At 68.5% G+C, this 25,030-nt stretch carries 24 protein-coding genes, 2 tRNA genes and 1 pseudogene; 12 read left to right on the top strand and 15 right to left on the bottom strand.

Going from position 1 to position 25,030, the window contains the following annotated elements; translation table 11 throughout:
• Window positions 1-56: 56 nt before the first annotated feature.
• The 3 genes and pseudogenes from EO776_RS09705 to EO776_RS09695 form a co-directional block, all read right to left on the bottom strand.
• Window positions 57-2,717, bottom strand: a complete 2,661-nt coding sequence (locus EO776_RS09705) for a PAS domain S-box protein (RefSeq protein WP_094519734.1) — start codon at window positions 2,715-2,717, stop codon at window positions 57-59.
• Window positions 2,718-3,418: 701 nt separating this feature from the next.
• The gene (locus tag EO776_RS09700; RefSeq protein WP_100050378.1) at window positions 3,419-4,468 is read right to left on the bottom strand and encodes an ABC transporter permease; all 1,050 of its coding nucleotides are present in this window, start codon (window positions 4,466-4,468) and stop codon (window positions 3,419-3,421) included.
• Window positions 4,465-5,094: pseudogene (locus tag EO776_RS09695) on the bottom strand (ABC transporter permease); the annotation flags it as partial. The pseudogene EO776_RS09695 and the gene EO776_RS09700, both read right to left, overlap by 4 nt.
• A 60-nt stretch (window positions 5,095-5,154) precedes the next feature.
• Between EO776_RS09695 and EO776_RS09690 the strand changes: the two are divergent.
• Window positions 5,155-6,066, top strand: a complete 912-nt coding sequence (locus tag EO776_RS09690) for an SDR family NAD(P)-dependent oxidoreductase (RefSeq protein WP_094494682.1) — start codon at window positions 5,155-5,157, stop codon at window positions 6,064-6,066.
• A 275-nt stretch (window positions 6,067-6,341) separates the two neighbouring features.
• Here EO776_RS09690 and EO776_RS09685 read toward each other — a convergent pair.
• Window positions 6,342-6,416, bottom strand: a tRNA-Val gene (locus tag EO776_RS09685).
• Between the two features lie 83 nt (window positions 6,417-6,499).
• Here EO776_RS09685 and EO776_RS09680 point away from each other — a divergent pair.
• Entirely contained in the window at window positions 6,500-7,027 is a 528-nt protein-coding gene (locus tag EO776_RS09680) for a hypothetical protein (protein ID WP_089308729.1), read from the top strand.
• 12 nt (window positions 7,028-7,039) lie between these two features.
• Here EO776_RS09680 and EO776_RS09675 read toward each other — a convergent pair whose 3' ends face one another.
• Both EO776_RS09675 and EO776_RS09670 read right to left on the bottom strand, forming a co-directional pair.
• The gene (locus EO776_RS09675) at window positions 7,040-7,318 is read right to left on the bottom strand and encodes a DUF7553 family protein (RefSeq protein ID WP_049932917.1); all 279 of its coding nucleotides are present in this window, start codon (window positions 7,316-7,318) and stop codon (window positions 7,040-7,042) included.
• A gap of 73 nt (window positions 7,319-7,391) precedes the next feature.
• Window positions 7,392-8,348 (bottom strand): alpha/beta fold hydrolase, encoded by a 957-nt coding sequence (locus EO776_RS09670; RefSeq protein ID WP_094494683.1) that lies wholly within the window; start codon window positions 8,346-8,348, stop codon window positions 7,392-7,394.
• Between the two features lie 193 nt (window positions 8,349-8,541).
• Here EO776_RS09670 and EO776_RS09665 point away from each other — a divergent pair, with 193 nt between their 5' ends.
• Together EO776_RS09665 and EO776_RS09660 are read left to right on the top strand one after the other, a co-directional pair.
• Complete coding sequence (locus EO776_RS09665; protein ID WP_094521403.1) at window positions 8,542-10,140, top strand: sulfatase-like hydrolase/transferase; 1,599 nt, start codon at window positions 8,542-8,544, stop codon at window positions 10,138-10,140.
• The gene (locus EO776_RS09660) at window positions 10,140-10,562 is read left to right on the top strand and encodes a GtrA family protein (RefSeq protein WP_089308733.1); all 423 of its coding nucleotides are present in this window, start codon (window positions 10,140-10,142) and stop codon (window positions 10,560-10,562) included. The genes EO776_RS09665 and EO776_RS09660 overlap by 1 nt, the downstream gene beginning before the upstream one ends.
• A gap of 25 nt (window positions 10,563-10,587) precedes the next feature.
• On the opposite strand, the gene EO776_RS09655 is transcribed toward EO776_RS09660, so the two are convergent.
• The 6 genes from EO776_RS09655 to trmY form a co-directional block, all read right to left on the bottom strand.
• Window positions 10,588-11,289, bottom strand: a complete 702-nt coding sequence (locus tag EO776_RS09655) for a TVP38/TMEM64 family protein (RefSeq protein WP_049932921.1) — start codon at window positions 11,287-11,289, stop codon at window positions 10,588-10,590.
• Between the two features lie 52 nt (window positions 11,290-11,341).
• On the bottom strand, window positions 11,342-12,115 hold the full coding sequence (locus tag EO776_RS09650) for a DUF429 domain-containing protein (protein ID WP_094521404.1): 774 nt from the start codon (window positions 12,113-12,115) through the stop codon (window positions 11,342-11,344).
• A gap of 105 nt (window positions 12,116-12,220) precedes the next feature.
• Window positions 12,221-13,669 carry a sensor histidine kinase gene (locus EO776_RS09645; RefSeq protein ID WP_089308735.1) on the bottom strand — a complete coding sequence of 483 codons (1,449 nt, stop codon included), beginning with the start codon at window positions 13,667-13,669 and terminating at the stop codon, window positions 12,221-12,223.
• Window positions 13,670-13,947: 278 nt separating this feature from the next.
• Window positions 13,948-14,020: transfer RNA gene (locus EO776_RS09640), tRNA-Pro, on the bottom strand.
• A gap of 395 nt (window positions 14,021-14,415) precedes the next feature.
• Complete coding sequence (locus EO776_RS09635) at window positions 14,416-14,850, bottom strand: CHY zinc finger protein (protein WP_086215989.1); 435 nt, start codon at window positions 14,848-14,850, stop codon at window positions 14,416-14,418.
• 11 nt (window positions 14,851-14,861) lie between these two features.
• Window positions 14,862-15,476, bottom strand: a complete 615-nt coding sequence (gene trmY, locus EO776_RS09630) for a tRNA (pseudouridine(54)-N(1))-methyltransferase TrmY (protein WP_094494685.1) — start codon at window positions 15,474-15,476, stop codon at window positions 14,862-14,864.
• Between the two features lie 50 nt (window positions 15,477-15,526).
• Here trmY and EO776_RS18975 point away from each other — a divergent pair, with 50 nt between their 5' ends.
• Complete coding sequence (locus EO776_RS18975) at window positions 15,527-15,667, top strand: hypothetical protein (protein ID WP_176455142.1); 141 nt, start codon at window positions 15,527-15,529, stop codon at window positions 15,665-15,667.
• Between the two features lie 19 nt (window positions 15,668-15,686).
• On the opposite strand, the gene pyrF is transcribed toward EO776_RS18975, so the two are convergent.
• Window positions 15,687-16,517 carry an orotidine-5'-phosphate decarboxylase gene (gene pyrF / locus EO776_RS09625; protein ID WP_094521405.1) on the bottom strand — a complete coding sequence of 277 codons (831 nt, stop codon included), beginning with the start codon at window positions 16,515-16,517 and terminating at the stop codon, window positions 15,687-15,689.
• Between the two features lie 74 nt (window positions 16,518-16,591).
• On the bottom strand, window positions 16,592-17,896 hold the full coding sequence (locus EO776_RS09620) for a carboxylate--amine ligase (RefSeq protein WP_094521406.1): 1,305 nt from the start codon (window positions 17,894-17,896) through the stop codon (window positions 16,592-16,594).
• Window positions 17,897-18,053: 157 nt separating this feature from the next.
• Here EO776_RS09620 and EO776_RS09615 point away from each other — a divergent pair, with 157 nt between their 5' ends.
• Both EO776_RS09615 and EO776_RS09610 read left to right on the top strand, forming a co-directional pair.
• Window positions 18,054-18,581 (top strand): DUF5813 family protein, encoded by a 528-nt coding sequence (locus tag EO776_RS09615; protein WP_049932928.1) that lies wholly within the window; start codon window positions 18,054-18,056, stop codon window positions 18,579-18,581.
• A 39-nt stretch (window positions 18,582-18,620) separates the two neighbouring features.
• Entirely contained in the window at window positions 18,621-18,944 is a 324-nt protein-coding gene (locus tag EO776_RS09610) for a hypothetical protein (protein ID WP_049932929.1), read from the top strand.
• Window positions 18,945-18,965: 21 nt separating this feature from the next.
• On the opposite strand, the gene tmk is transcribed toward EO776_RS09610, so the two are convergent.
• Window positions 18,966-19,559, bottom strand: coding sequence for a dTMP kinase (tmk, locus tag EO776_RS09605; RefSeq protein ID WP_094521407.1), 594 nt, complete (start codon window positions 19,557-19,559; stop codon window positions 18,966-18,968).
• 179 nt (window positions 19,560-19,738) lie between these two features.
• Between tmk and EO776_RS09600 the strand changes: the two genes are divergently transcribed.
• The 5 genes from EO776_RS09600 (at window position 19,739) to cofC (ending at window position 25,020) form a co-directional block, all read left to right on the top strand.
• A complete protein-coding gene (locus tag EO776_RS09600) occupies window positions 19,739-21,103 on the top strand; it encodes a hemolysin family protein (RefSeq protein ID WP_049932931.1) in 1,365 nt (454 codons plus the stop codon).
• Window positions 21,104-21,211: 108 nt separating this feature from the next.
• On the top strand, window positions 21,212-22,069 hold the full coding sequence (locus EO776_RS09595; protein WP_094521408.1) for a universal stress protein: 858 nt from the start codon (window positions 21,212-21,214) through the stop codon (window positions 22,067-22,069).
• 100 nt (window positions 22,070-22,169) lie between these two features.
• Complete coding sequence (locus EO776_RS09590) at window positions 22,170-23,066, top strand: complex I NDUFA9 subunit family protein (protein ID WP_049932933.1); 897 nt, start codon at window positions 22,170-22,172, stop codon at window positions 23,064-23,066.
• Between the two features lie 109 nt (window positions 23,067-23,175).
• Window positions 23,176-24,354, top strand: a complete 1,179-nt coding sequence (locus tag EO776_RS09585; protein ID WP_176450647.1) for a tubulin/FtsZ family protein — start codon at window positions 23,176-23,178, stop codon at window positions 24,352-24,354.
• 18 nt (window positions 24,355-24,372) lie between these two features.
• Complete coding sequence (cofC, locus tag EO776_RS09580; RefSeq protein WP_094521409.1) at window positions 24,373-25,020, top strand: 2-phospho-L-lactate guanylyltransferase; 648 nt, start codon at window positions 24,373-24,375, stop codon at window positions 25,018-25,020.
• The last annotated feature ends 10 nt before the right edge of the window (window positions 25,021-25,030 follow it).

Genomic DNA, 25,030 nt, shown 5'->3' with positions numbered 1-25,030 from the left:
AGGCCGTGCCGCTCCGCGTCGCGGGGCGACGCCTCGGGAGCTGAACCCGTGACAGGTCACTCCGAACTGAACTCGACGCCCGTGACTTCGAACCGGGCGCCGTCCCGAGCTCCGGTAGTCACCCGGATGTCCCATCCGTGTGCTTTCACCACCTGATTCACGATGTGTAGTCCGAAGCCGGTCCCGTTTCGCGTGGTGGAGTAGCCCGGTTCGAACACGCTGTCACGGTTCTCTTCCGGAATCCCCACACCGGTGTCTTCGACGTAGAACCCGTCGTCCAGTTCCCCGACGGTAACCGTCACGTCCTCGCCTCCGTGCTCGATCGCGTTACTGATGAGATTTTCGAACAACTGGCGAAACCGACTTTCATCGGCACGAACACTCCGGCTGATAGCCGTTCTGAGCGTCGCCTCAGTGGTAGCGACCGTCCGCCAGCAATCGCTGGCTACATCCGCCGGGTTCACTCGCTCTAACTCGCCCATCTGTTCTCCGACGCGAGCGAGCGCAAGCAGATCGTCGATCAAGTCCTGCATCCGCTCGTGAGACCGGCGCACCGCGTCGATATGCTCACCGTCGTACTCCTCTCGTACCAACTCCAGTCGGCCCTTCGCGACGTTCAGGGGGTTCCGTAGGTCGTGCGAAACTATCGACGCGAACTGGCTCAACTGCTCGTTCTGATCTCGGAGCTGTTCCGTCGTCCGCTTTCGCTGGAGTTCCACCGTCACCCAGTTGCTCATCAGGTCAACCAGCGTCTCCTCCCAGTCCGTGAACCGATCGGCCCGGGCCGCAGTGTCGTAGAAACAGAACGTCCCGTACACGTCACCGGTGTCGAACACTGGGGCTCCGATGTACGACGAAATCCCCCACTCGGTGAATCCCGCCCGGCCGGTCTCCTCGGGCGCATCCCGTTCGACGTCGCCGATCACGACCGTCTGTCTGGTGCTCGCTACTAGTTCACAGTTCGTCGCCGAGACCGGAACTACGTCGCCGGGCTGGATCGTCTCACGGTCCGTGTCGACGAACTCGAAGACGTATTCGTCGTCGTGAATGCTCGAGAGGGTCCCGTACTCGGTTCCTAACTCCCTCCGACCGAGCCGCAGAAGCGCTTGTACCTTCTCGTCAAACGACAGATCCGGGTCCGAAGTGACGTCGTACAGTTCGTGAAGCGCCCGCTCTCGTTGCTTCCGCTCAGTAATGTCGTGAACGGCCCCTCGGAGCGTCGTGACTTCACCGTTTTCGACGTGAGGGTCGCCGCGGATCTCCATCCACCGATCCTCGCCGTTAGACCGCTGGAGGCGGGCCTCTATCGCGAACGATTCCCCGTGAGTAAGTGCGTTTTCGACCGCGGCTTCAACCCTCGGCCGGTCTTCCTCGACGTAGCTGTCGACGACGTCCTCCAGTGAGGGCGTTCGGTCGCCCTCCCAGCCGATGAGCTCGAACAGGTGGTCGGACCAGAACGCGTCTCCCGTCTTCGGGTCGACCTCCCAGCCGCCGACATCGGCGACCCGTTCCGTGTGATCGAGGAGTTCGACGACGCGATCAAACTCACGCTCGCGTTCTCGCCGCTCAGTTATATCCGAGGCGATACCGACGGTCCGATACACTTCTCCGGCCTCGTTTTTCACCGGAACGGCCCGGTCGTACACCCATCGCGTCTCTCCGTTCGGCCGGACGATGCGGTACTCCTCCTCGTAGGAGCCAGTCGACTGCGGATCGAGGATCTCTTCGACTCGGTCTCGGTCCTCCGGATGGATGGCGTCCGCAAATGACTGCGGGTCCTCGTATAGCGCGTCGGGCGATCGGCCCCAAATCTCCTCGTACGCGGGGTTGACGTAGAGTACTTCACCCTTCGTCGGGTCGGTCATCCAGACCATTTCCTGGATGTTCTCGGCCATCTGCCGGAACCGCCGTTCTCGCTCTCGGAGTTCGTCTTCCATCCGAACACGCTCCGAGATGTCTCGGAGAACGCCGACGAACTTGCGTTCGCCGCCCTCGTTGAACGTGCTGAACGATATCGAGACCGGCACCTCGTGTCCCTCTCGATGCTGGGCGGAGAATTCGATCGCCGTCCAGTCCAGCGACCGGTCGTTCGTCTCCAGGAACCGCTCCATTCCCTGCCGGTGGCCGTCTCGATACCGCTCCGGTATCAAGGTGAACAGCGAGTCGCCTCTGAGGGTCTCCGGGTCGTACCCGAACAGGTCTTCGGTCGCTTGGTTTACGAACTGGATCGTGTTCGTGGAGTCGACGGTGAGGATGGCGTCGCTTGAGTTTTCGGCGATCGCCTCGAGGCGCCGCTTGGTCCGTTCGGCCTCCCGCTCGGCCCGCCACTTGTCGACGACGTTTCGGACCCGATTGGCCAGAACGGCGTACTGATCGGTGCCGACTCCCTTCTGTAAATAATCCGTAACGCCCGCCGAAATCGCATCGCTCGCGATGTCCTCGCTTCCTTTCGCCGTGAACAGTATAAATGGAAGATCGGCGTCCCGCTCGCGAACGGCTTCGAGAAGTTCGATCCCGTTCCGCTCCGGCATGTCGTAGTCGGAAACAACGCAGTCGATGTCCGTTTCAGCGAGTGTGTCGAGTCCGTCACTCGCGCTCCCCGCGGATACGACCTCGAAATGACTGTCCTCTCTTCGGAGATAGGTACTGACCAATTCCGCAAGGTCGGGATCATCGTCGACATGTAAAATGCGGATTGAGTTCACTTTCTCGCTCATGTGACGCCTTACTGTTAGATATATAATTACATAGTAATAAGTCCCCTATAGAAATGTAACTGAACGTGAACCAAGACGCAGCACTCGGGTAGTGTTTATGAGCGAATGTCGGCCTCGCGCCTCCGGTCTCGACCGTGGTATTGACATCCTCCTCCGCGTAAACGCGGAGGAATCCCGAGCGGTGGGAGTTTCAGGTTTCCAGTCCGATCACCGGACTACCACACCTTTCGGGCACGGGTAGTCCCACAGCGTCGATGTGGTGGACTGCTGGCGGTGCCAAGCCGCCGTTACCCCTATCCTCGACCATGTATGGCGTCCCAATGTTGTTTTTGCCACGGGGGCGCCAGCAGGCGTCAGCGGAGTTGGGGATATCGTGTCGCGTGCTTTGAGCGGTCGGCACAGACACACCCTTCGAGGATGTAGCGTTCACCGACTAGCCTTTCAGATACTGTCTCGTTACGCGGGCGGACAGGCCGCCTCTGAAGGACGGTCCGGAATCCGCTCCGTTCCGACCGATTCCTACCTTCAGATAGAGCGGCCTGTCAGTTAAATCTCCGTCTGTGAAACTCTGTACAGACGTTCGGCTAGTGGATAGCTTCCCACCATGTCGGCTTCATCACCCGCCTAAAGGCGGGTGTATTCGCCTTGCCGTCTCTATAACCGTGATCAGACACCGAGAACGGGCACTCGCCCGTCGGTGCTCACTCCTCGCTCTCGTACGTCTCGCCGACGGCGGAGGGGGTCCGCGTGGAGCCCCAGATCGTCAGGACGAGGATCACGCCGGCGTACGGGAACAGATTAACCAGCCTGTTCGGGACGTTGATGCCGACCGTCTGTAGCTGGATCTGTAACATGTCCAAGCCCCCGAACACGAGCGCTGCGGCGGCCGCTCCGAGCGGGTTGTAGTTCCCGAACAGGTAGGCGACGATGCCGATCCAGCCGCGGCCGCTGACCATCGTGTCACCGGTGCCGGTGAACGACCCCGCCTGTGCGAGCAGTACCGCGCCGCCGAGGCCGGCCATGACGCCGGAGAAGATCACTGCCGCGTATCGAACACGCGTCAGGTCGACGCCGGCCGTGTCGAGCGCTTCCGGGTTCTCCCCGGCCGCTTGGATCCAGTATCCGTACCTCGTGTCGTTGAGGAACTTCCACGCGGCCACGGCCACGACGGCCGTGATCATCACGAGCGGTGACGCGTCGAAGAGGATCCGACCGAGCACGGGGACGTCTGCGAGCACGGGGATAGCCAGGTTGTCGATGCTCTCGAGGCTCGGGCTGTTTCGGCTGTCCCAGACGAGCACCGCCATGAACGGCCCGAAGCCGAGCCCGACGAACCAGAGCGCCAACCCGGCGACGATCTGGTCCGCCTCGTATCTGATCAACAGGATCGCGAACAGCACTGCGAACGCGAGACTGACCAGCACCGAGGCGAGGATCGCGAGCCAGATATCGCTCTGCCCCGGATCGCCCCCGCTGATGATCCACATCGTCGTCGCCGCGGTCGCCGCCCCGAAGATCATGAACCCCTCGACGCCGATGTTGAAGACGCCGCTCTTCTCGGCGTAGAGACCGCCGATGGCCGTCAGCGCGATCGGTGTCGCGGATTGATGCGAGCGCTCCACGAACCCGATCGTGACGATCTCGACGATCGGTAGATCCAGCGCGACGGCCACCGCGACGGCCGCGGCGACGAGGGCGGCACCGTCCCCGATCCGGAGTCGGTTGCCGTCTGCGTAGCCCGCGAGACTCATCGGCGGTCACCCCCTACCCCGGTCCGCACGGCGGCCGTCCGGAACAGTTCCGGCACGGCGACGAAGAGGATGACGAGCCCGATGACCCCGTCGATGAGCTGTACCGGAAGGTCGGTGTAGATCCCGATGTGGGACCCGGCGGACTCGAGGCCGCCGAAAAGTAGTCCCGCCGGGACGATGCCGATCGGGTTGTTCGCGGCGAGCAGGCTCACGGCGATCGCGTCGAACCCGTACGTCCCGATGCCGCTCAGGTCGGTGTAGCAGCCTTGGATCATAATTGCGAACACCGCGCCGGCGATTCCCGCCACCACCTCCGAGAGGGTCATCGTCGAGACGACGGTCCGTTCGGCGTCGACGCCCGAGTACGTCGCCGCCGACTCCTGGTGGCCGCTCGTCACCATGTCGTATCCGAATCGGCTGCGCTCCACCACGACGGAGATCACGACGACGGTCGCGAGCGCGATTCCGGGCCCGACGATCGAGAAGCCGGAACTGTCGAACACGACGCCGGGTAGGGAGACGTACTCCGGAATTCGCTCCGTGTTCGGGGCCGCGTTGCCTTCGCCGCGGAACGGGTTCTGGACCAGCCACCCCACCACCCCGACCGCGATGAAGTTCAACATGATTGGACGTGTCGCCAGCCCCCGGGCAGACGGCCTCAAGTGCCTATAGGACGAATGGTTCGTATGACTACGCAGCCCGAAGCTATCGCGGGCGTTGCGGACATGGACTGTTCCGAAACGCGAGCGCTCGTGACCGGTTCGACGAGCGGCATCGGCCGCGCTGCGGCGCTCGCGTTGGGGCGTCTCGGTGCCGATGTCATCGTCCACGGTCGCGATCAGGAGGCCGGGGCGGCGGTCGTGAACGAACTCGACGCGCTCGGGTCAGACGGTCAGTTCGTTCGGGCCGATTTCGCTGACCCCGACGCCGTCCGAGAACTGGCCGCGACCGTCCGCCGGACGACTGACGGCCTTGACCTCCTCATCAACAACGCGGGCGGCTTCTTCCGAAGCGGGCGGCTCACCGACCTCGGCGTCGAGTACACGTTCCACGTCAACCACCTCAGCCCGTATCTGTTGACCGCGGAGCTGCTCGACCATCTCACCGCCGGCAGTCGAATCGTCACGACGGCCTCGGCCGCGCACCAGGGGACGTCACTGGACCTCTCGCGGGTTCAGACGCTCGACGAGTACTCCGGCATGTGGGCGTACAGCCACTCGAAGCTCGCGAATATTCTCTTCTCGAGTGAACTCGCTAGACGGCTCGACGCCGCCGACCGAGACGTAGTCTCGAATAGCATCCATCCCGGTGCGATCCCGGGAAGCGGGTTCAGTCGGTTCCTCCCTGGACCGATCCCCCGCGTCCTCGAAGCGCTCGATGGTCTGCCGATCGTCACGAGCGTTGCCGAGGGGGCGGCCGAGATTCTGGTGCCCGCCCTCTCGCCGCGGACAGCGACGATCTCTGGACGATACTTCAGCGATCAACGGCCGACACAGCCGTCCGCTCCGGCACAGGGCACCTATGCGGCGCAGCGTCTCTGGAATGCGAGCGCGGATCTGCTCGGGATAGCTACGCCCCTCGCAGAGGGTGCCGAATGAACTGGGCGTTTGCGACAGTACGATATCCACTTCGTCTTTAGAAGCATTCAACAGAGCCACGTTTGCTAGCTGATAGAGGACCTTGGCGGCTGTGACCGATCATTGGTTGTTACTGTCGGTTTGTGATTTTGTGCTGACAAGAATTACAGACTTATTTTGATCGAAGGGCCTGACCGACCCAGTACACTGAACACAGATAGCTGGAAAGAGAGCTATCTCCCCAGACTGAATGACACAGCGAAGGCTGTCTACTTCAGAAACCGCAGGAAGACGCATGGGTTGGGGCGGATTCGAACCGCCGGCCTGCTCCGTGTGAAGGAGCCGTCATAACCTAGCTAGACCACCAACCCGCTCACTTCGAGGTATCCGACCTCCGGACTTAAGAGTTACCTTACGCGGAAAGTACATCCCGGACCCGCTCGGATCCCCCGCCGTGACCCACGAACTCCGGTTCCTCGAACGGGTCCGACAGAGCGTCGCGAGCCTCCTCCACGCGCCCCTGTCGCTCGTCGGGCTCTACGCCGAGCGCGAGACGCCGCGCGAGCAGTACGCGTTCACGCTCCGCGAGCCGTTTCCCCTCGTCGAAGCGCAGCTCCACCGGCTCGGGTTCGTCCGCAACCTCGTCTCCTCGCTGAAGTACCGCGACTACGAGACGCCGCCCGAGACGACCGTCGCGAGCTGGGCGTGGTACCCCGAGGGGGCGCTCGCCAGCGACGACCAGCTCCACCTCGCGCTGTACGTCGGCCCCGACCGCTCGACCACGGACGTGTACGCCCACTGGGAGCCGTCGTGGATCCGCCACCCGGTCCGGCACTACCGCGCGACGGAGGTCGACGCACAGCGGGGCATCGAACGGGTGCGGTCGCTGTTCGAAGAAGCGGGCATCGAGTACGCGGTGGTTCCCGCTGACGAACGGATCGGTGGGGACGAAACCGCCGGAGCGGAGCCGCCGATCCGATAGGACGCGGCGCGACTACTCGGCGGCGGTGTCCTTGCCGCGGTACTCCGCGACGCGCTTCCGGGCGGACGCGACCGCCTCGCGGGCCTCGCCCTCGGCGCGCTCTTCGAGGTCCTCCAGGTCCGCTTGGAGCTTGTCCAGCCGCGACGGCTCCGGCTCTGGTTCCTCGTCTTCCCGGCCGACGAGCTCCTTCACGCGGGCTTCGACCGGCTCTAACTCTTCTACCACGCCCGCCTTCGCGTGTTCGGTCGCCCGACCCAGGTAGTACCGCGCGTCTTCGAAGTGTTTGCTCATATCTGTCCCTTGGCCGAGGGCAGATATAACCTTTGTGGCGACTCGGCGGGGACAGTATTCGAAACGGCCGGTCTCACTCGCGCGCGCCCGGCGGGAGAGGGTCGGCGTGGTCCGCGATCGCCTCGGCGACGCGGTGCGGGTGTTCGTGGACGACCCAGTGGCTCGCCTCCTCTATCGCGAGCAGGCGACCGTCGGCGCAGCGGTCGACGCTCTCGTTGGCCAGTCGGCGCGCGAGGAACTGGTCCTGCGCGCCCCAGATCACGAGCGTCGGGACGGCCACCTCCCTCTTGATCGGCTCGGGGCGGTCGCGCACGATCGCGCGGTACCAGTTCACCATCGCCTCGAACGCGCCGTCGCGGTTCCACGCCCGGCGATACCGGCGCAGGTCCTCGTCGGTGAAGGTGCCGGGTGCGCTCGTGTCCCGCAGCGCGTTCGTCGCGAGCCGCCAGTTCCCCGCGCTGGCGACCGCCTCGGGCAGTTTCGGGAGCTGGAACGCGAGCATGTACCAGCTCTTGAGCCGCTGGTCCCACGACCCCCGGAGCGCCTCCTCGAACACCGTCGGATGCGGGACGTTGACCGCGACCAGCTCCGAGAGACGGTCCTCGTGGTGGAGAGCGAGCCACCACGCCACCGCGGCCCCCCAGTCGTGCCCCGCGACGGCGGCCGTCTCGCGGTCGTATGCGTCGATCAGGTCGACGACATCGCGCGAGAGTTCGCCGATCCGATAATCGCGCACCGCCGACGGCTTCGCCGAGAGGTTGTAGCCGCGCTGGTCGGGGACCACGACGCGGTAGCCGGCGTTCGCGAGCGGGACGACCGCCTCGTGCCAACCGTACCAGAACTCGGGGAACCCGTGGAGCAGCACGAGGAGCTTCCCGTCCTCCGGACCGGCCTCGACGGCGTGAAGTGTCGCACCGCTGGTCTCGATCGCCCTGGACTCGGCGGGGATCGACTCGGGAATCTCGTCGTCGGGGACCGACTCCGGCAGCGCCGCGGCGTCGACCGGTCCGCTCTGTGGCGTCTCGCACATGGTCGGGTCGAGGAGCGGGACGGGCAAATAGCTACGCTCGACGCGGGCGCACACGCACCAACGGACTGCCGCGCTCCGGGAGATGGGAGGGATCGAAATCCTCAAACCGCTGGCAAACCGCATTTAAGTATACTCGTGACGCTCCGCGCGCCGCCGCCCGAGGCGCGGCCGCGGGGGGTCCGCCGCGTACTCTATGACATCCGATTCGTCGACCCGGACGGCCGCAGACCCCGGTACGCCGAGCGACGACGCGGCCGTCTCGAACGTCGTCCTCGTGACGGTTGACTCGCTGCGGGCGGACGCGGTCTCCCCGTACGACCCGGAGCGACGCTCGCCGGTGATCGACGGGCTCGCCGACGGGGGAACCGTGTTCGACCGCGCGTTCGCGACCGGCAACTGGACGCCGTTCTCGTTCCCGTCGATCCTCGCCTCGGAACCGGTGTTCACTCGGGCCGGTGACATCGGCGTCGACGAGTCGGTGACACTCGCGGAGGTGCTCTCCGACGCCGGGATCGCGACCGGCGGCTTCAACGCCGCGAACGGATTCCTCACCGACCACTGGGGGTATCCCGACGGCTTCGACGAGTTCGAGCCGTTCGTCACCAGCGTCGGATCCAGCGTCTACAGCCGGTACCTCGCGGCCCACCCGACCGTCGAGGCGTGGATCCAGCTCGCGACCTCACCCGTCCGTCGGCTCGGCTCGAAGTTCCGCGGCGACAGCGACGACCGCCCGTTCCTCGACGCCTCGCGCATGTTCGACGTCGAGGACGCCGCGACCGGGTTCGTCGACGACACCGACGAGCCGTTCTTCCTTTGGGTCCACTACATGGACACGCACACGCCGTACGTCCCCGCGCCGCGCTACATCCGCGAGGTGTCCGACGGTATCGTCGGCACGCACCAGATGCTCCACGCGCACGCTCGGACGAGCCTCGGCCTCGAAGTCGGCGAGCGGACGCTCAGCGAACTGCGGACGCTGTACCAGGCGACGGTGCGGCAGGTCGACGCCAGCGTCGGGCGACTGCTCGACGCCTTGGACGCCGCGGGCGTCCGCGACGACACCGCGGTGCTGCTCGCGGGGGACCACGGCGAGGAGTTCCAGGAACACGGCCACCTCGCCCACTACCCGAAGCTGTACGACGAGCTGATCCACGTTCCGTTCGTGGCCGACGTGCCCGGGCTCGACGGCGGCCACGTCGACGGCCACGTGGGCCTCGATGCGATCCCCCCAACGGTCGCGGACCTCCTCGGCGTCGATCCGGTGCCCGAGTGGCACGGCGAGTCGCTCCTGCCGGCGCTCCGCGGCGAGGAGAGGCGCTCCGGCGGCGGCGAGGAGACGCTCTCTGCCGCCGGAGAGGAGACGCCCTCCGACACCGTCGGCGATGCGCCGTCCGAGTCCGGCGGCGACGGTGACCGCGACGCTGCCGACCCCGTCGTCTCGGTGACCGTCCGGGGCGAGGACGTGACCCAGCAGCCGATCCCCCGGTCACTGTCCGACGGCGACCTGTTCGTCAGCGCGCGCGACGACGACTGGACGTACATCGAGAACGTCGACGCCGGCGACCGCGAGCTGTACCACCGTCCCACGGATCCAACCCAACAAGAGAACCTCGCGGTCGACCCCGACGCGGAGGGACAGGCAGTCATCGACCGGCTCGCCCCGGTCGTCGATTCCCACGCGAAACTGCTCCGCGAGCGCGGCGCCGCGGCGGAGGCGGCCGCCGCCGAGCGCGGCGACGACGAGGTCGACGAAGACCTCGAAGCTCGCCTCGAAGCGCTCGGGTATAAGTGATGCTTCGAGCGGTCCTCCGCGACCTCGCCAGCGGACCGATCGCGGTCCAGATGCGCCGGTTCGTCGTCGTCGGTGCGCTCACCGCAGGGCTCCAGCTCGCCCTGCTTTGGCTGTTCGTCGACACCGCGGGACTGAACTACATCGTCGGCGCGACGATCGCGATCGAGATCACGATCGTCTGCTCGTACGTCCTCAACAACGCGTGGACGTTCCGGGCGAGCCGGAACACGGGCGCCTCCGAGTACCTCGCCGGACTGCTGAAGACGAACCTGGTCCGCGGCACGGCGATCCCGATCCAGCTCGGCGTGCTCGCCGCGCTCGTCGAGTGGGCCGGGGTGATGTACCTGATCGCGAACGTGGCCGCGATCCTCGTCAGCGGACTCTACCGGTTCGTCCTCGACGCGCACTGGACGTGGGGCTGACCCCGGATCGCTCGTCTCGGGCCCCTCAGAAGGGGAGCCGCGGCTCGACGCGTTCGACGAGGTCGCGGACCGCCTCCTGCTTGTAGTACCCGACCGCGGACGCGGCGACGACGAGCGCGACGAGCGCCATCGCCGAGAGGAACCGGCCGCTCGCGAGTTGGCCCCCCGCGTACACGGTGAGGACGTACGCCGGAAGGCGACCGACCGCGATGACGGCCATGAACGTCGGTAGCGACCACTTGGTGAGGCCGCTCAGGAAGCAGATCGCGTCGTCGGGGAGGCCGGGAATGATGACGAACGCGAACAGCCCGGGAACGCCGACTGTGTCGACGAACCCGTCGAAGCGGGCGATCACGTCCTCGTGGATGACCCGCTCCACGAAGGTGCGCCCGTACCGCTTCGAGAGCGAGAAGGCTACCGCGCTCCCGATCAGCACGCCGGTGAGGCTGTACACCGTGCCCGCGAGCGGGCCGAAGAGGAACCCCGCGACCAGCGCGACGACCTGCCCCGGGATCGGGGCGACGATGACTTGGAGGGCCTGAAGGCCGATGAAGACGATGGGGGCGAAGATACCGAACTGGTCGAGCCACGTCCGGAGGGCCTCCGCGTTGGTGAGGAACCCTGCGTAGCGGCTCACGAGGACGTAGAGCCCGACCGCGAGGACCGCGACGCCGACCGCGGCCGCGATCCCTCGCCGGCGGTCCGCCCGCGAGGAGAAGAGTTTCATTCGTGTCGTAGCGGGTGACAGAGGGACTTCAACCTTACCACCCGGCGGATCCTCACGCCAACGGGTCCGCGCTCCAGTAGGCCATCCGCATCGGGACCCCCTCGTCGTCCCGGAGATCCGCGTCACCCGGCAGGAACCGTAGCTCGTCGACCGGGCGGCGGGCGACGACCGCCAGCCCGAGCGCGTCCACGGCGTCGTCGGCGGTGGGGTCCGCCTCCCTCACGGCGTCGATGGGCTCGTCTGCGAGCCGTCGACAGACCCGACCGAGCGCGGCGCCCGGGTCGTCGAGGTGCCCGTCGAGCGCGCCGAGCCGCTCGCCGACGCCCGGGGCCGTGGTCTTCGAGTGGTCGAGCCGCCGGCCGTTGAGCCCGCGGAAGCACACCTCCGGGTGCGCCTCCATGACCGCCTCGCGCGCCGCCTCGTCCCGCCGGAGGAACGCGTCGACCTCGCCGACCGCCGGCGCGATGTGGTACGACTGTCGGCTGAGCCCCTTGCCGAGGTCGGCCCGGTTCCGCTCGCTCACCGCCTCGTAGTCAGCGCCGTCTCTGGCCGCTTCGCACGCGCCCCGCGAGGGGACGGGGAACACGCTGCTCGGACGCTCGGCGGCCGACCGCGCGGCCGAGTCGACGGCCTCGCGCTTCGCCAGCGTCTCGGCGTCGTGGGGGAGACCGATCGGCACGTCGACCAGCAGCCGATCAACGCCGTCGTTCCACAGCGCTTCGAGGTCGCGTTCGAGGCGCGCGTCCGGCCCGCCGGTCCCGTCGAACACGACCGCGAGCCACGCGCCGCCCGCCCAGTCGACGCCCGCAACTGTGTCGGGTGTCATCGATCGATCGCTCGTTCCCGTGCCTATTCAATCGGCCCGGTCCGCGGACCGATCGCTCGGGGCACAGGGCCCTGCGCGGTGCGGTCGAAGCCGCGGCGTGGCCCGCTACGGCGAGACGGGTACGTCGTCTGTCACGGGAACCGCCGGGTCGACGGTCACGTCGAACCGGACGCCGCCGCTCGCGCTGTCGCCGACCGAGATGTCCCACCCGTGGGCGTCGGCGATTCGCTCGACGATAGTCAGCCCGAACCCGGTCCCGTCCGTGGCGGTCGTGTACCCCGCTTCGAACACGCTCTCGCAGTCCGTCTCGTCGAGCCCCGGCCCGTCGTCGGCGACGTAGAACCCGTCGGCGGACGCACCGATCGTCACGGTCACGGGCGACCCGCAGTGGTCGTCGACGTTGCGGAAGAGATTCTCGAGGAGCCGCCGGATCCGGGAGCGGTCGCCGGAGACGGTGATCTCGTCGTCCACCACGTCGAGCGTGTCGGCCGGACAGCCGAACGGTTTCCACGCCTCCGCGGCGAGCGCGCCGACGTCGACCGGCTCCGGCTCGGACACCGACTCGCCCTCCTTCGCGAGCGTGAGCAGCTCGCCGATCATCTGCTCCATCCGCTCGTGTTCCCGTTCGAGGGCCTCGAAGTGCGTCGCCTCGCTCTCGGCGCGAGCCATCTCCGCCGCCGTCTTCGCGTTCTGGAGCGGCGTCCGGAGGTCGTGCGACACGATCGACGTGAACTCGTCGAGCCGCTTGTTCTGTCTGATCAGCTCCTCGCGCTGCCGCTGTTCGCGCGTCGCGTCACGGAGGATCCCCACGGACCCGCGGAACTCGTCGTCGAACGGGAGCGCGGCCATGTGGTCGTAACACGGCACCGTCTCGCCGTCTTTCGTGTGGATGTCCACCCGGAACTGCTGCGTCTCCGGCCCCGCGCTGGAGACGATCGTCGCGAGCATGTCGTTCGCCCGCTGGACACCCTCGTCGGTCTTGATCTTGCCCGGCGGGCTGCCGATGATCGCCTCCCTGTCGTAGCCGACGAGGTCGAGGAACGCCTCGTTGACGTACTCGAACTCCGCCTCGGCGTTCACGACGTAGATCGGATAGTCGAGCGCCCGGAGGACCGTCGAGTACCGCTCCGACTCGATCTGGGCGCGGTACTCCGTCGCGGCGTGCTTGACCCGGTTGGCCAGGCGGCGGTGCTGGTCGGGGCCGCCCTTCTGGAGGTACCCGGTCACGCCGGCGTTGATCGCCTGCGCCGCGATCTCTTCGCTGCCCTTCCCCGTGTAGAGGATGAAGGGGAGGTCGGCGTAGTGATCGCGGACGGCGTCGAGCAGTTCGAGTCCGTCCGTCCCGGGCATCTCGTAGTCGCTCACGACGCAGTGGACGGACCGCTCGTCGAGCGTGTCGAGCACCGCGTCCGGACTGGCCACCGTGGTTATTTCGACGTCGCCGAGCTCCCGCTCGATGAAGGATTTGGTCAGGTCGAGAAACGCGGGATCGTCGTCGACATGTAAGACTTCGATCGACGCAGTGGCGGCTTCATTCGGGTTATCGATCGACATTCCAACTACCGATCAAGAGGGGTTCTAAACGGAAAAATATCTGGCTGTAGTGTCTCGTTTCGAGAAGCCGATCGGGGAGCTGTTCGACCGATCGTCCCGGATACCTTATACTTCAGGTCACCGGCGACGGGACCGCGATTTCCGCCGTTTCGGCCTCCCCGCTGCGCCCGGGAAACACACGTCTCGGAACGCGGTGGTCGGGTGACATCCGCGGCGGAACACCGCGGCTTCACCGAAGGTAGGTACGCGTCAGTAGTCGGCGGAGAATGCGGGAGAAGTGGGCCGGCACGAATTTGAATCGTGGTTACGGCCACCCGAAGGCCGAAGGATACCAAGCTACCCCACCGGCCCGCACTCGACAGAAAGCCGTTCGTTCTTTTAATCCTTCCGAAAGGGGGGCGATCAAGACGGACCGGAGGGGGGAGGAGTCGATAGAATATCCAGTTCATCGACGCCAGACGCGGGTACCACGAAGCCCCAGTCGCGAGGACTCGATGCGCTCGTTGCGGTCCTCAGTCGCTCGTTTCACTCGCTCCCTGCGGTCCTTACGTCGCGCGTCTTCGTCCTCGCGACTGCCCCTTCGAGTCCCGTCCCGCACCGCAACCGCACCTCACGCCTCCCCAGCCTCGTCAGGCGCGTCCTGCGGGCTCCCTTCAGTCGCCCTCGTCGCGCCTGACTCCCTCGCGCGTCCTGACTCGCGCCCGTCGGGCGCTCGCAGGCACACGCCACCGCTGCCGCGCCATCAGTTATAAACCGTCGTCACCGTCCTCGTCCCCCGAGCCCGCCACCTCGAAGTACCGGCCCCGATGCTTCCGACAACCGGGATTGAACGCGGCGCCGCACGCCGGGCACGTATCGTCGCAGTCGAGGTACTCGCTCGCGGTTATCGTCGTCTCGCAGACGCCACACAGGACCGCCGGATCGTCGAAGCGGTCGCGGGGCCACGGGACCGCCTCGTGGTCGGTCGCGGCGTCGTGGCAGGCGTCGCAGGGGTAGTACGCCTCGCAGCAGCCGAACCGGAGCGCGACCACGTCGACGGGGTCGTCCCAGTGGGCGCAGCGCGTCTCGGGGTCGACGGCCACCCCGCGGAGTGGAACCGCGAATCGGGAGTCCGCGTCGGGCGCGGTCGTGGTCTCTCGGTCGGGCGGCGACGGGTCGCTGCCGGGGGGTGGTGCGGTCATCCGTCGCGCAGTCAGTAGCTGGCGTACCCGTCGGTGTCGAGCCAGTTGTGGACCACCGTGATCGCGTGGTCCGCGTGGAGCAGTTCGGGGCCGACCCGGAGCCGGCGGTCGGCGCGCTCGTCGACCGCAGCCGCCTCGTCCGGCGCGAAGTCGTGGTGGTCCGAGAGCACGAACACCGGATCTTCCGGCGGTTCGGCGTCGATGAGCGGGGCGCCGTCCTCGTGGAGCTGAACGAGCGTCCCGTCCGGGCCGCGGCCGTCCGCGCCGACGAGCCGGTCGAGCGTCGCGTCGAGCCCCATCCGGCGGAGTTCGACGCCCGGAGAGACGTCTGCGGGCATGTGGCCGATCGCCTCGTCTCGCGCGTCGAGCGCGTCGCGGACCCGCGCGGCGACGTTGCGCTCGTCGGGGTGGAGGTGCCGGAGCGCGTCGGAGTCGAAGGAGACGGTGAACTCGTCGCCGATCGCGAGGTGGACCCGGACGGACTCGCGGATGCCGTGCGAGAGGAAGACGCCGGCGCTCACGCACCGGCAGAGGAGGTCGAGCCGGCCGGCCCCGGGGATGTCGGACAGCGATATCGCGTCCGGATCGGTTGGCACGTCGCGGCCGATGACGACGAACTGGCGCATACCGGGCGGTCGCCCCCGATCGTCATAAGCCGTCCGACCCAACCGCCGCCGTGAGCCGCACTGGACTGTGCCAGATCTGCGAGGCGGCTACCGCGAGCCGCGCCTGCGACCGCTGCGGCCGCGCCGTCTGCGACGACCACTGGGACGAGACGGCCCGAGCCTGTACCGCCTGCGTCACCGGGCGGCGCTAATGCGTCGCGACGCGACGGCTCAGCGGTGCTGGTTCAGCCGCTTCTTGAGTCGCTTCGCCGCGTCGCCCGCGGCACCGAAGTACGTCGCCTCGTCGCCGGGCCGGCTCGACTCCTCGCCTGCGAAGATGATCCCGCGCGAGGAGTTCACGAGCCCGACGTCGACCGGGAGGTCCGGGCGCTCGGCGAGCCCGTGTTCGACCGCGGCCTCGGCGTCGCCCCCCTGCGCGCCGACGCCGGGAACGAGGAACGGGATCTCGGGGACGATCTCGCGGACCGTCTCCAGCTCCTCGGGCGTCGTCGCCCCCACGACGAGTCCGACGTTGTCGTTCGCGTTCCACACGTCCGCGAGCGCCGCGACGCGCTCGTACAGCGGCTCGCCGGAGGCGAGTTCGAGATCCTGGAGGTCCGCGCCGCCGGGGTTCGAGGTGCGACAGAGCGCGAACACGCCCTTGTCAGCGCGGTCGAGGAACGGCTGGAGCGAGTCGCGCCCGAGGTAGGGGTTCACCGTGATCGCGTCGACGTGGTCGAGCACCTCGGCGTACCGCCGCGCCGTGTTGCCGATGTCGCCGCGCTTCGCGTCGAGCAGGACGGGGACGCCCTTCCCCTCGGCGTACGCCGCGGTCTCGCGCAGCGCGCGCCAGCCGTCCGGATCCTCGTAGAACGCGGCGTTCGGCTTGTAGCAGGCGGCGTGCTCGTGGGTGGCGTCGATGATCCGGCGGTTGAACGCCCACCGCGGTAGATCGGCGTCGGCCACGGCGTCGGGGAGCCGGCTCGGGTCGGGGTCGAGCCCGACCGAGACGACGCTGTCGACGGCCTCGATCCGGTCCGCGAGCGCCTCGAAGAAGTCCATACGCGCCCTGTGTCGGCGGGCGAACTAATCGTTGCGTTCCGCGGTCGCTCACGCGTCTCCCGGTCGGGGGCGCCTCAACAGGAGCAGTAGTACTCGCGGTCGACGAACTCGGTCTCTAGCAGCTTCGCGGCCGGATCGGGGTCCGAGGGGCGGTAGACGCCCGCCGTCAGGTCGCCCTCGCGCTCGAACGCGCCGGAGACGAGCCGCCGCCAGTCGGCGGCCGACAGCTGGTCCCAGAACGCGTCGTCGCCCGCGAGCAGCGAGAGGTAGTCGCGGAGGTACACCCACCGCATCGGCTCGATTCCGGACGACTCGTAGGTCGCGTCGGTGACCGCCGCGTAGGCGGCCATCGGGAGGTTCGCGCCCGCGGCGACGGGCATCCCGATCCACTTCCACGGCCGGGTGTTCACGTCGAGCAGCAGGAACTCCTCGCGCTCGGCGTCGTAGACGAACTCCGCCTCGCTGATCCCGTGGTACCCCGCGTCATCGAGGACGGCGAGCGCGTGCTCCCGGATCGCCGGCTCGTTCGCGGTCTCGACGAGACAGGAGGTGCCGAAGTTTCGCGGGTACCGGACCGCCGCGTTGCCGACCACCGCGAGCGCGTCGTCGCTCCCGGACGGGGGGACGTAGGAGGCCAGCGAGTGGTCCCGTCCCGTCGCGATGTCGACGCGCTTCTGGGCCATCACCGCGATGCCCTCGTCGGCCGCGGCCGCGACGACGTCCGCGAACTCCTCGCGGTCCGCGACCTCGATCACGTTGGTGCCGAACGCCTCCTCGAAGTCGCGCTTGAGTTCGGGTTTCACCACCAGCGGGAAGCCGAGCGCCGCCGCGGCCTCGTCGACGGTGGCGTCCGCCTCGCGGGTCCCGCTCGCCGCGGTCGCTTCGAGCCGGTACGTCTCCGGGTAGGGCACGCCGAGTTCCTCGCAGGTCGCGTACAGCTCGGACTTGTTCAGCACGTCGTCGAGCGTCTCGCTCCCGGCGAACGGGAGCCGGACGCCATCGGGGTCTGCCTCGGCGTACGACAGCGCCCACTCGTCCATGCAGCCGAACGCGACGGCCTCGGTGCCCGCCGCGTCGACGATCGCCTCCACGTCCTCGCGGAACCCGTCGAGGTCGTCGAGCGGGTACGTCACCGCCCCCGCGTAGTCGACCGCGCCAGAGGGGGGCGCGAGGCCGTCGTGTGCGACGGTCTCGGCCTCGGTGTCGGCGCCGTCGCCCGCGCGGTCGAGCGCGATGACGGGCACGTCGTGGGCGTCGAGGGCGCGCGCGACCCCGAGCCCGGTGATGTGCGCGTTGCTCACGAGCGCCGGCGGTCGGTCGAACTCGGCGGTCGCGAGCGCGTCGATCAGTCCCTCCGTGGACCGGAACCGGTCAGCCATACCTCGTCTCGTCGGTCGACGCATAAAAGCGCCCGACGTACCGGCTCGGTGTGCCCGTATCGGTGACGGGTGCGACGGGGCCGTCGGCGGCGGGGCGATGCCCGGCTCGCGCGGGCGACGCGAGCGGCTTTTCAGGCCGCGTCACCTCCGGATAGGTATGACCGAAACCGAGGACGACGACGCCGACGCGGCCGACGAACTCCCCGGCCGAGTCCGGCGCGCGTTCGGCGACCACGGCTCGTTCGAGCGCGACGGCGACGGCTGGGTGTCGACGACGACCGCGTTCGACGGGCGCGTCCGGGCCGAGCCGGCCGGCGAGGGGCGCATCCGGTTCACCGTTACCGTTCGCGTGCCAATGCTTTCCGCCGCCACCGCCGACGAGGTCGCGGACGTGGTCGAGGACGGCTGGGTCGACACGTTCGAGCGCCGCGCCGTCGATGTCGGCGGCGTCACCCGCAAGGATCGGGATTTCGATCCGGCCGTCGAGCGCGACGACGACGAGATCGCCATCACCTACGCGCTCTCGGACATCAACGAGCGGCGGGGCGTCGACGACGCGGGCGCCCTGATCGACTTCGTCGAGGGCACGTACGTCCAAGGCGTGATCCCGGGCTACGAGTACACGGCACCCGTCTCGGACCTGCTCTCGGCCGCGCGACAGCAGGGCGGCGGCGGGCCCGTCTGAGGTCGATAGGGGGAAGTGTCGGGGGATCGTACGGCGACTATGCTCGCGCTGTTCGGGTTCGGCAGCCTCCTCGCGTTGGTCGCGTTCCACACGTTCCTCGCCGGGGTCGCGACCCGGTTCTTCCGGATTCAGCTTTCGACGTCGTGGGGGTCGATCCTGTACACGCTCGTGTTGACACCGATCCTGCTGCTCGTCTCGACGCTCGTCTTCACCGGCGCGCTCGGCGTCGGGACCGGGATCAACGTCGGGAGCTCGACGATCCTGCTGGCGCTTCTGATCGCGCTCCCGATGGCGCTCGGCGCCGCCATCGACTACCTCTACCTCACGCCGCCCGACGAGTACGAACTCCCGGACACGCGCTGAGAGGGCTCGACCGCGACGCCGTCAGCGGTCGACGAGCCCGGCCACGACCTCCTCGACCCGAGCGACCACGTCCTCGGGCGCCCGCGTCGCGTCGACCCGGTGGAACCGCCCGGGCTCGGCGTCGATCAGGCGCTCGTAGTTGTCGCGCACGACCGCGAGGTAGCCGTCGCGCTCGAACTTGTCGGTTCGCCCGGCGCGCTCGGCCGCCGTCTCGGGGTCCAAGTCGAGGTAGATCGTCGCGTCCGGCGGGTGCGAGAACGCGGCGTGGATCCCGCGGACGTACTCCAGCGGCCGCTTGATATCCGCGTCGGTCCGTGCGAGCGTCGCCCCCTGATAGGCGAACCGCGAGTCCGAGTACCGGTCGGAGACGACCAGGTCGCCGTCCGCGAGCGCCGGTCGAACTGTCTCCGAGAGGTGGTTCGCGTGGTCGGCGGTGTAGAGGAACAGCTCCGCGAGCGGGTCGGCCTCCGAGTCGCCCATCGATCGGGCCACCGCCTCTCCGTACCAGCTGTCGGTCGGTTCTCGGGTGAACGTCGCGTCGGGGTACACGTCTTGGAGCGCCTCCCAGACCGTCGTCTTGCCGCTCCCGTCGAGCCCCTCCAGCGTGATCAGCATGGTGGCGTTCCGCCGCGGCGAGGAATAAACGGCGCGGGTCCGGTCCAGGGACCGGCCCTTCTCCCTCGCGTGCGGCGTTCGCATGCCTTTTTAGTGACCCCTCCGCGAACGGCCGCCATGAACGTGGACTCACGCACCGCCGTCGGCTCACCGGCTCGCCGCGGGCCCGGGAGGCGCGAATGGTAGCCGTCGCCGTCTCACTCTCGCGGGTCGCGGCCGCGCTGTTTCTGGTCGTCCTGAACGGCTTCTTCGTCGCCTCGGAGTTCGCGTTCGTCAGGATCCGTGCCACCTCGGTCGAACAGCTGGTCGAGGAGGGGCAGGCGGGCGCGGAGACGCTCGGGGAGGTGATGACGAACCTCGACGACTACCTCGCGGCGACCCAGCTCGGGATCACGCTCGCGTCGCTCGGTCTCGGGTGGATCGGCGAGCCGGCGGTCGCGGCGCTCATCGAGCCGGTCCTCGGCCCGCTCCTGCCGGAGGGGTTGGTCCACCTCGTCGCGTTCGCGGTCGGGTTCTCGTTCATCACCTTCCTCCACGTCGTCTTCGGCGAACTGGCGCCGAAGACGATCGCGATCGCGCAGGCGGAGCGGATCTCGCTGTTGCTCGCGCCGCCGATGAAGCTGGCGTACCTGATCTTCTCGCCCGGCATCGCGGTGTTCAACGGCACCGCGAACGCCTTCACGAGCCTGATCGGGGTCCCGCCCGCCTCCGAGAGCGACGAGACCCTCGAAGAGCGCGAGATCCGTCGCGTGCTGGCCCGCGCCGGCGAGGCCGGGCACGTCGACGAGTCCGAGGTGGCGATGATCGAGGGCGTCTTCGAGCTCGACGACACCGCGGCCCGCGAGCTGATGGTTCCGCGTCCCGACGTGGTCTCGCTGCCGGCGGACGCGTCGCTGGCGGCGATTCGCGAGACGATCTTCGAGGCCGGCCACACGCGGTATCCCGTCGTCGATCGCGACGACGCCGACCGCGTCGTCGGCTTCGTGGACGCGAAGGACGTGCTGCGCGCGACCGCCGAGGGCGACGACGGCGCCACCGCGGGCGGCCTCGCCCGAGAGATCCTCGTCGTCCCGGAGACGACGAGCGCGAGCGACCTCCTCGTCCAGTTCCGCGACGAGCGCCGACAGGTGGCGGCGGTGATCGACGAGTGGGGCGCCTTCGAGGGGATCGCGACGGTCGAGGACGTCGCCGAGGCGCTCGTCGGCGATCTCCGCGACGAGTTCGACGTGGCCGACGACCGCCACACGATCCGGCGGACCGGTGACGGGGCGCACGAGGCCGACGGGTCGGTCGCCCTCTCCGACGTCAACGACGCGCTGGGGACCGACCTCAGCGGCGACGGCTACGAGACGCTCGGCGGGTTCGTCCTCGATCGGATCGGGCGCTCGCCCGAAATCGGCGACGTCGCCGCAGCGGCGGGATTCTCCTTCGAAGTCACCGCCGTCGACGGCGCGCGCATCTCGACGGTCCGGGTGGAGCGACGCGACGATGAGGAGGATGCGGACGCCGCGACCGGCGCGGACCCGGACGACGACGCCGCGTAACGACGTGACGCACGCCGCAGGGCGACGCGACACACGCCGCGAGACGGCGTTCCGGGAACGGCCGCGACGACGCGAGCGTTTTTCACGCGCGGCCGCGACGATGGCCGTATGTTCGAACGGATCTGCGTGCCCACCGACGGCAGCGACGCGGCCGCGGCGGCCTTCGACCACATCCTCGCGATCGCCGCCGACCACGGCGCGACGGTCCAAGTGCTCCACGTCGCGGACACCACCCGCGACAGCGTGACGCGGATCGGCGGCGACGTGGTCGACGTGTTAGAGCGTGAGGGGGAATCGATTGTCGAGGAGGCGGCCGCCCGCGCCGCCGACCGCGGCGTCGACGCGGAGACGGCGGTCCGGCAGGGTGGGGTCCCGGAGACGGTCACCGCGTACGCCGAGGAGGTCGACGCCGACCTCGTCGCGATGTCGACGCGGGGGCGGCAGGGGGTCGAACACCTTGTCGGGAGCACCACCGAGCGCGCCGTCCGCCAGTCGCCGGTACCGGTGTTGGCCCTCCGTCCGGGCGACGAAACGGTCCCGTACCCGTACGAGGACATCCTGGTGCCGACCGACGGGAGCCCCGCAGCGACCGCCGCGCTCGACCGAGCCCTGCCGGTCGCGGAGCGAGCGGGCGCGACCGTCCACGTCCTCTCGGTCGTCGACACCGGCGACGTGGGCATCGGAGACCACGTCGACACCCTCTCCGAGTACGCCGACGACGCGGTCGCCGAGGGCGTCGAGCGCGTCGAGGCCGCCGGACTGGACGCGGTCGGCGCGATCGAGGTCGCCACCTCCGCCGCCCGCGGGATCCGGGCGTACGTCGACGACCCCGGGGTCGACCTCGTGGCGATGGGGACCCACGGCCGGACCGGCGTGGGGCAATACCTGCTGGGGAGCGTCGCCGAACGGACCCTGCGGAGCGCGCCCGTTCCGGTGTTGACGGTCCCGGTTCCCGACGAGGAGTGATCCGGGCGCTCGGGTCCGTTTCGGTCGCCTCTGCGCCGGATTTCGGGGGCGCGTCTGACGCCGCGGTAGGTTTACGGGCCTTCCACGCGATACGGATCGCATGAAAGTGTTGGTAGCCGGGGGGACCGGCTTTATCGGCTCGCACCTCTGTCGCGCGCTCGCGGACGACGGTCACGCGGTGACCGCGCTCTCTCGCTCGCCCGACGGGACGGCGGACGGGGTGACGGGCGCCAGCGGAGACGTGACCGACTACGACTCGATCGCGTCGACCGTCGACGGCCACGACGCGGTCGTGAACTTGGTCGCGCTCTCGCCCCTGTTCGAACCCGAGGGCGGCAACCGTATGCACGACCGGATCCACCGCGGCGGCACGGAGAACCTCGTCCGCGCCGCCGAGGACGGCGGCGTCGACGGGTTCGTCCAGCTGAGCGCGCTCGGCGCGGACCCGAACGGCGATACGGCCTACATCCGCGCCAAGGGCGAGGCGGAGGAAATCGTCCGCGACAGCGACCTCGACTGGACAATCTTCCGCCCCTCCGTCGTCTTCGGCGAGGGCGGCGAGTTCGTCTCGTTCACCAAGCGCCTGAAGGGGATGTTCGCGCCGGGCGTCCCGCTGTACCCCCTCCCGGGCGGCGGGAAGACCCGGTTCCAGCCGATCCACGTGGAGGACCTCGTCCCGATGATCGCCGCCGCGGTGACCGACGACGAGCACGTCGGCGAGACCTACGAGATCGGCGGCCCGGAGGTGCTCACGCTCCGGCAGGTCACGGACCTCGTCTACGACGCCGAAAAGAAGGGCGTCACGATCGTCCCGCTCCCCATGCCGCTCGCGAAGGTCGGGCTCTCCGTGTTGGGCGCGGTCCCCGGGTTCCCGATGGGGCCGGACCAGTATCGGTCGCTGAAGTTCGACAACACGACCGCCGACAGCGACGTCGGCGCGTTCGGCGTCGACGCCGCGGACCTGACCACGCTCGGGGAGCACCTCGGGGTCAGATGACGCGGAGCGCGAACATGTCAACTGTCATAATCTCAACGCTGGTAACGCCAACCGAAGGCTTATATACGAGATCACGCTCTGTTCAGTTCAAACGCGGAGGGAGCACACGATGAAACTCGCAATGATCGGATTCGGCCAGGCGGGGGGTAAAGTAGTTGACAAGTTCTTGGAGTACGACAAGCGGACGGGCTCCGAGATCGTTCGAGCGGCCGCCGCCGTCAACACGGCGAAGGCGGACCTCATGGGGCTCGAACACATCTCCGAGGACCAGCGCGTCCTCATCGGCCAGTCGCGCGTGAAGGGCCACGGCGTCGGCGCGGACAACGAGCTCGGCGCGGAGATCGCGGAGGAGGACATCGACGAGGTTCAGGGCGCGATCGACTCGATCCCGGTCCACGAGGTCGACGCGTTCCTCGTCGTCGCCGGTCTCGGCGGCGGGACGGGCTCCGGCGGCGCACCGGTGCTCGCGAAGCACCTCAAGCGGATCTACACCGAGCCCGTCTACGGGCTCGGCATCCTGCCGGGCAGCGACGAGGGTGGTATCTACACCCTCAACGCGGCCCGGTCGTTCCAGACGTTCGTCCGCGAGGTGGACAACCTCATGGTGTTCGACAACGACGCCTGGCGGAAGACGGGCGAGTCCGTTCAGGGCGGCTACGAGGAGATCAACGAGGAGATCGTCCGTCGGTTCGGCATCCTCTTCGGCGCCGGCGAGATCCAGCAGGGCCAAGAGGTCGCCGAGAGCGTCGTCGACTCCTCCGAGATCATTAACACGCTCTCGGGCGGCGGCGTCTCCACGGTCGGCTACGCGGAGGAGGAGGTCGAGGAGCGCTCCTCGGGCGGCCTGCTCTCGCGGCTGCGCGACGACGGCGACGACGACGAGCTCGACAGCGCGCACACCACGAACCGGATCACCAGCCTCGTCCGCAAGGCGGCGCTCGGCCGGCTCACGCTCCCCTGCGAGATCGAGGGCGCGGAGCGCGCGCTGCTCGTGCTCGCGGGTCCGCCCGAGTACCTCAACCGGAAGGGCATCGAGCGCGGGCGGAAGTGGCTCGAAGAGCAGACCGGTTCGATGGAGGTCCGCGGCGGGGACTACCCGTACCGCGGCGCCGGCTTCGTCGCGACCGTCATCCTGCTCGCGGGGGTCACGAACGTCCCGCGGATCAAGGAGCTCCAGCAGGTCGCCATCGAGGCGCAGGACAACTTAGACGAGATCCGCGAGGAGAGCGACGACAACCTCGACGAGCTCGTCAGCGACGACAGCGACGAGCTGGAATCCCTGTTCTGAGGCGCGCCGCTCCCCGCGATGGAGGTCATCGTTCCCTTTTCGACCGACCGCCCGAAGTCGCGGCTCTCTAGCGTTCTTGCCCCCGAGGAGCGCGTGGCATTTGCGCGGGCGATGCTCGACGACGTGCTCGACGCCGTCGCCGGCGCCGGCGGTGAGCCGCGCGTGCTGGCGACCGACGCGGTCGACCTCGACCGGCCGGTCACCGTCGACGACCGCCCGCTGACGGACGCGGTCAACGGGGCGCTCGACACGCGACTGGGAGCCGACGACGAGTCCGACAGCCCGCCCGAGCCGACCGCCGTCGTGATGGCGGACCTCGCGCTCGCCACGCCGGCGACGCTCGACCGGCTCTTCGCGGCCGGCCGCGACGCCGACGTGGCCGTCGCCCCGGGTCGCGGCGGCGGCACGAACGCGTTCGTCGCCTCCCACCCCGAGTTCCGCGTGGACTACCACGGCGCGTCGTACCTCGACCACCGCGAGATCGCGGCCGCGGTCGGCGCGGCGTTCGAGACGGTCGATTCGCACCGGCTCGGCACCGACGTCGACGAGCCGGCCGATCTCGCGGAGGTCCTGATCCACGGCGAGGGGCGCGCGGCGACGTGGCTCCGCGAGGCCGGCTTCGCGCTCGACGCGTCCGAGGGTCGCGTGAGCGTCGTCCGAGAGTGAGCGCCGTCGA

It is taken from the genome of Halorubrum ezzemoulense (assembly GCF_004126515.1).
Taxonomy (GTDB): Archaea; Halobacteriota; Halobacteria; order Halobacteriales; family Haloferacaceae; genus Halorubrum; species Halorubrum ezzemoulense.
This window is presented reverse-complemented; position numbering and strand designations above follow the sequence as displayed.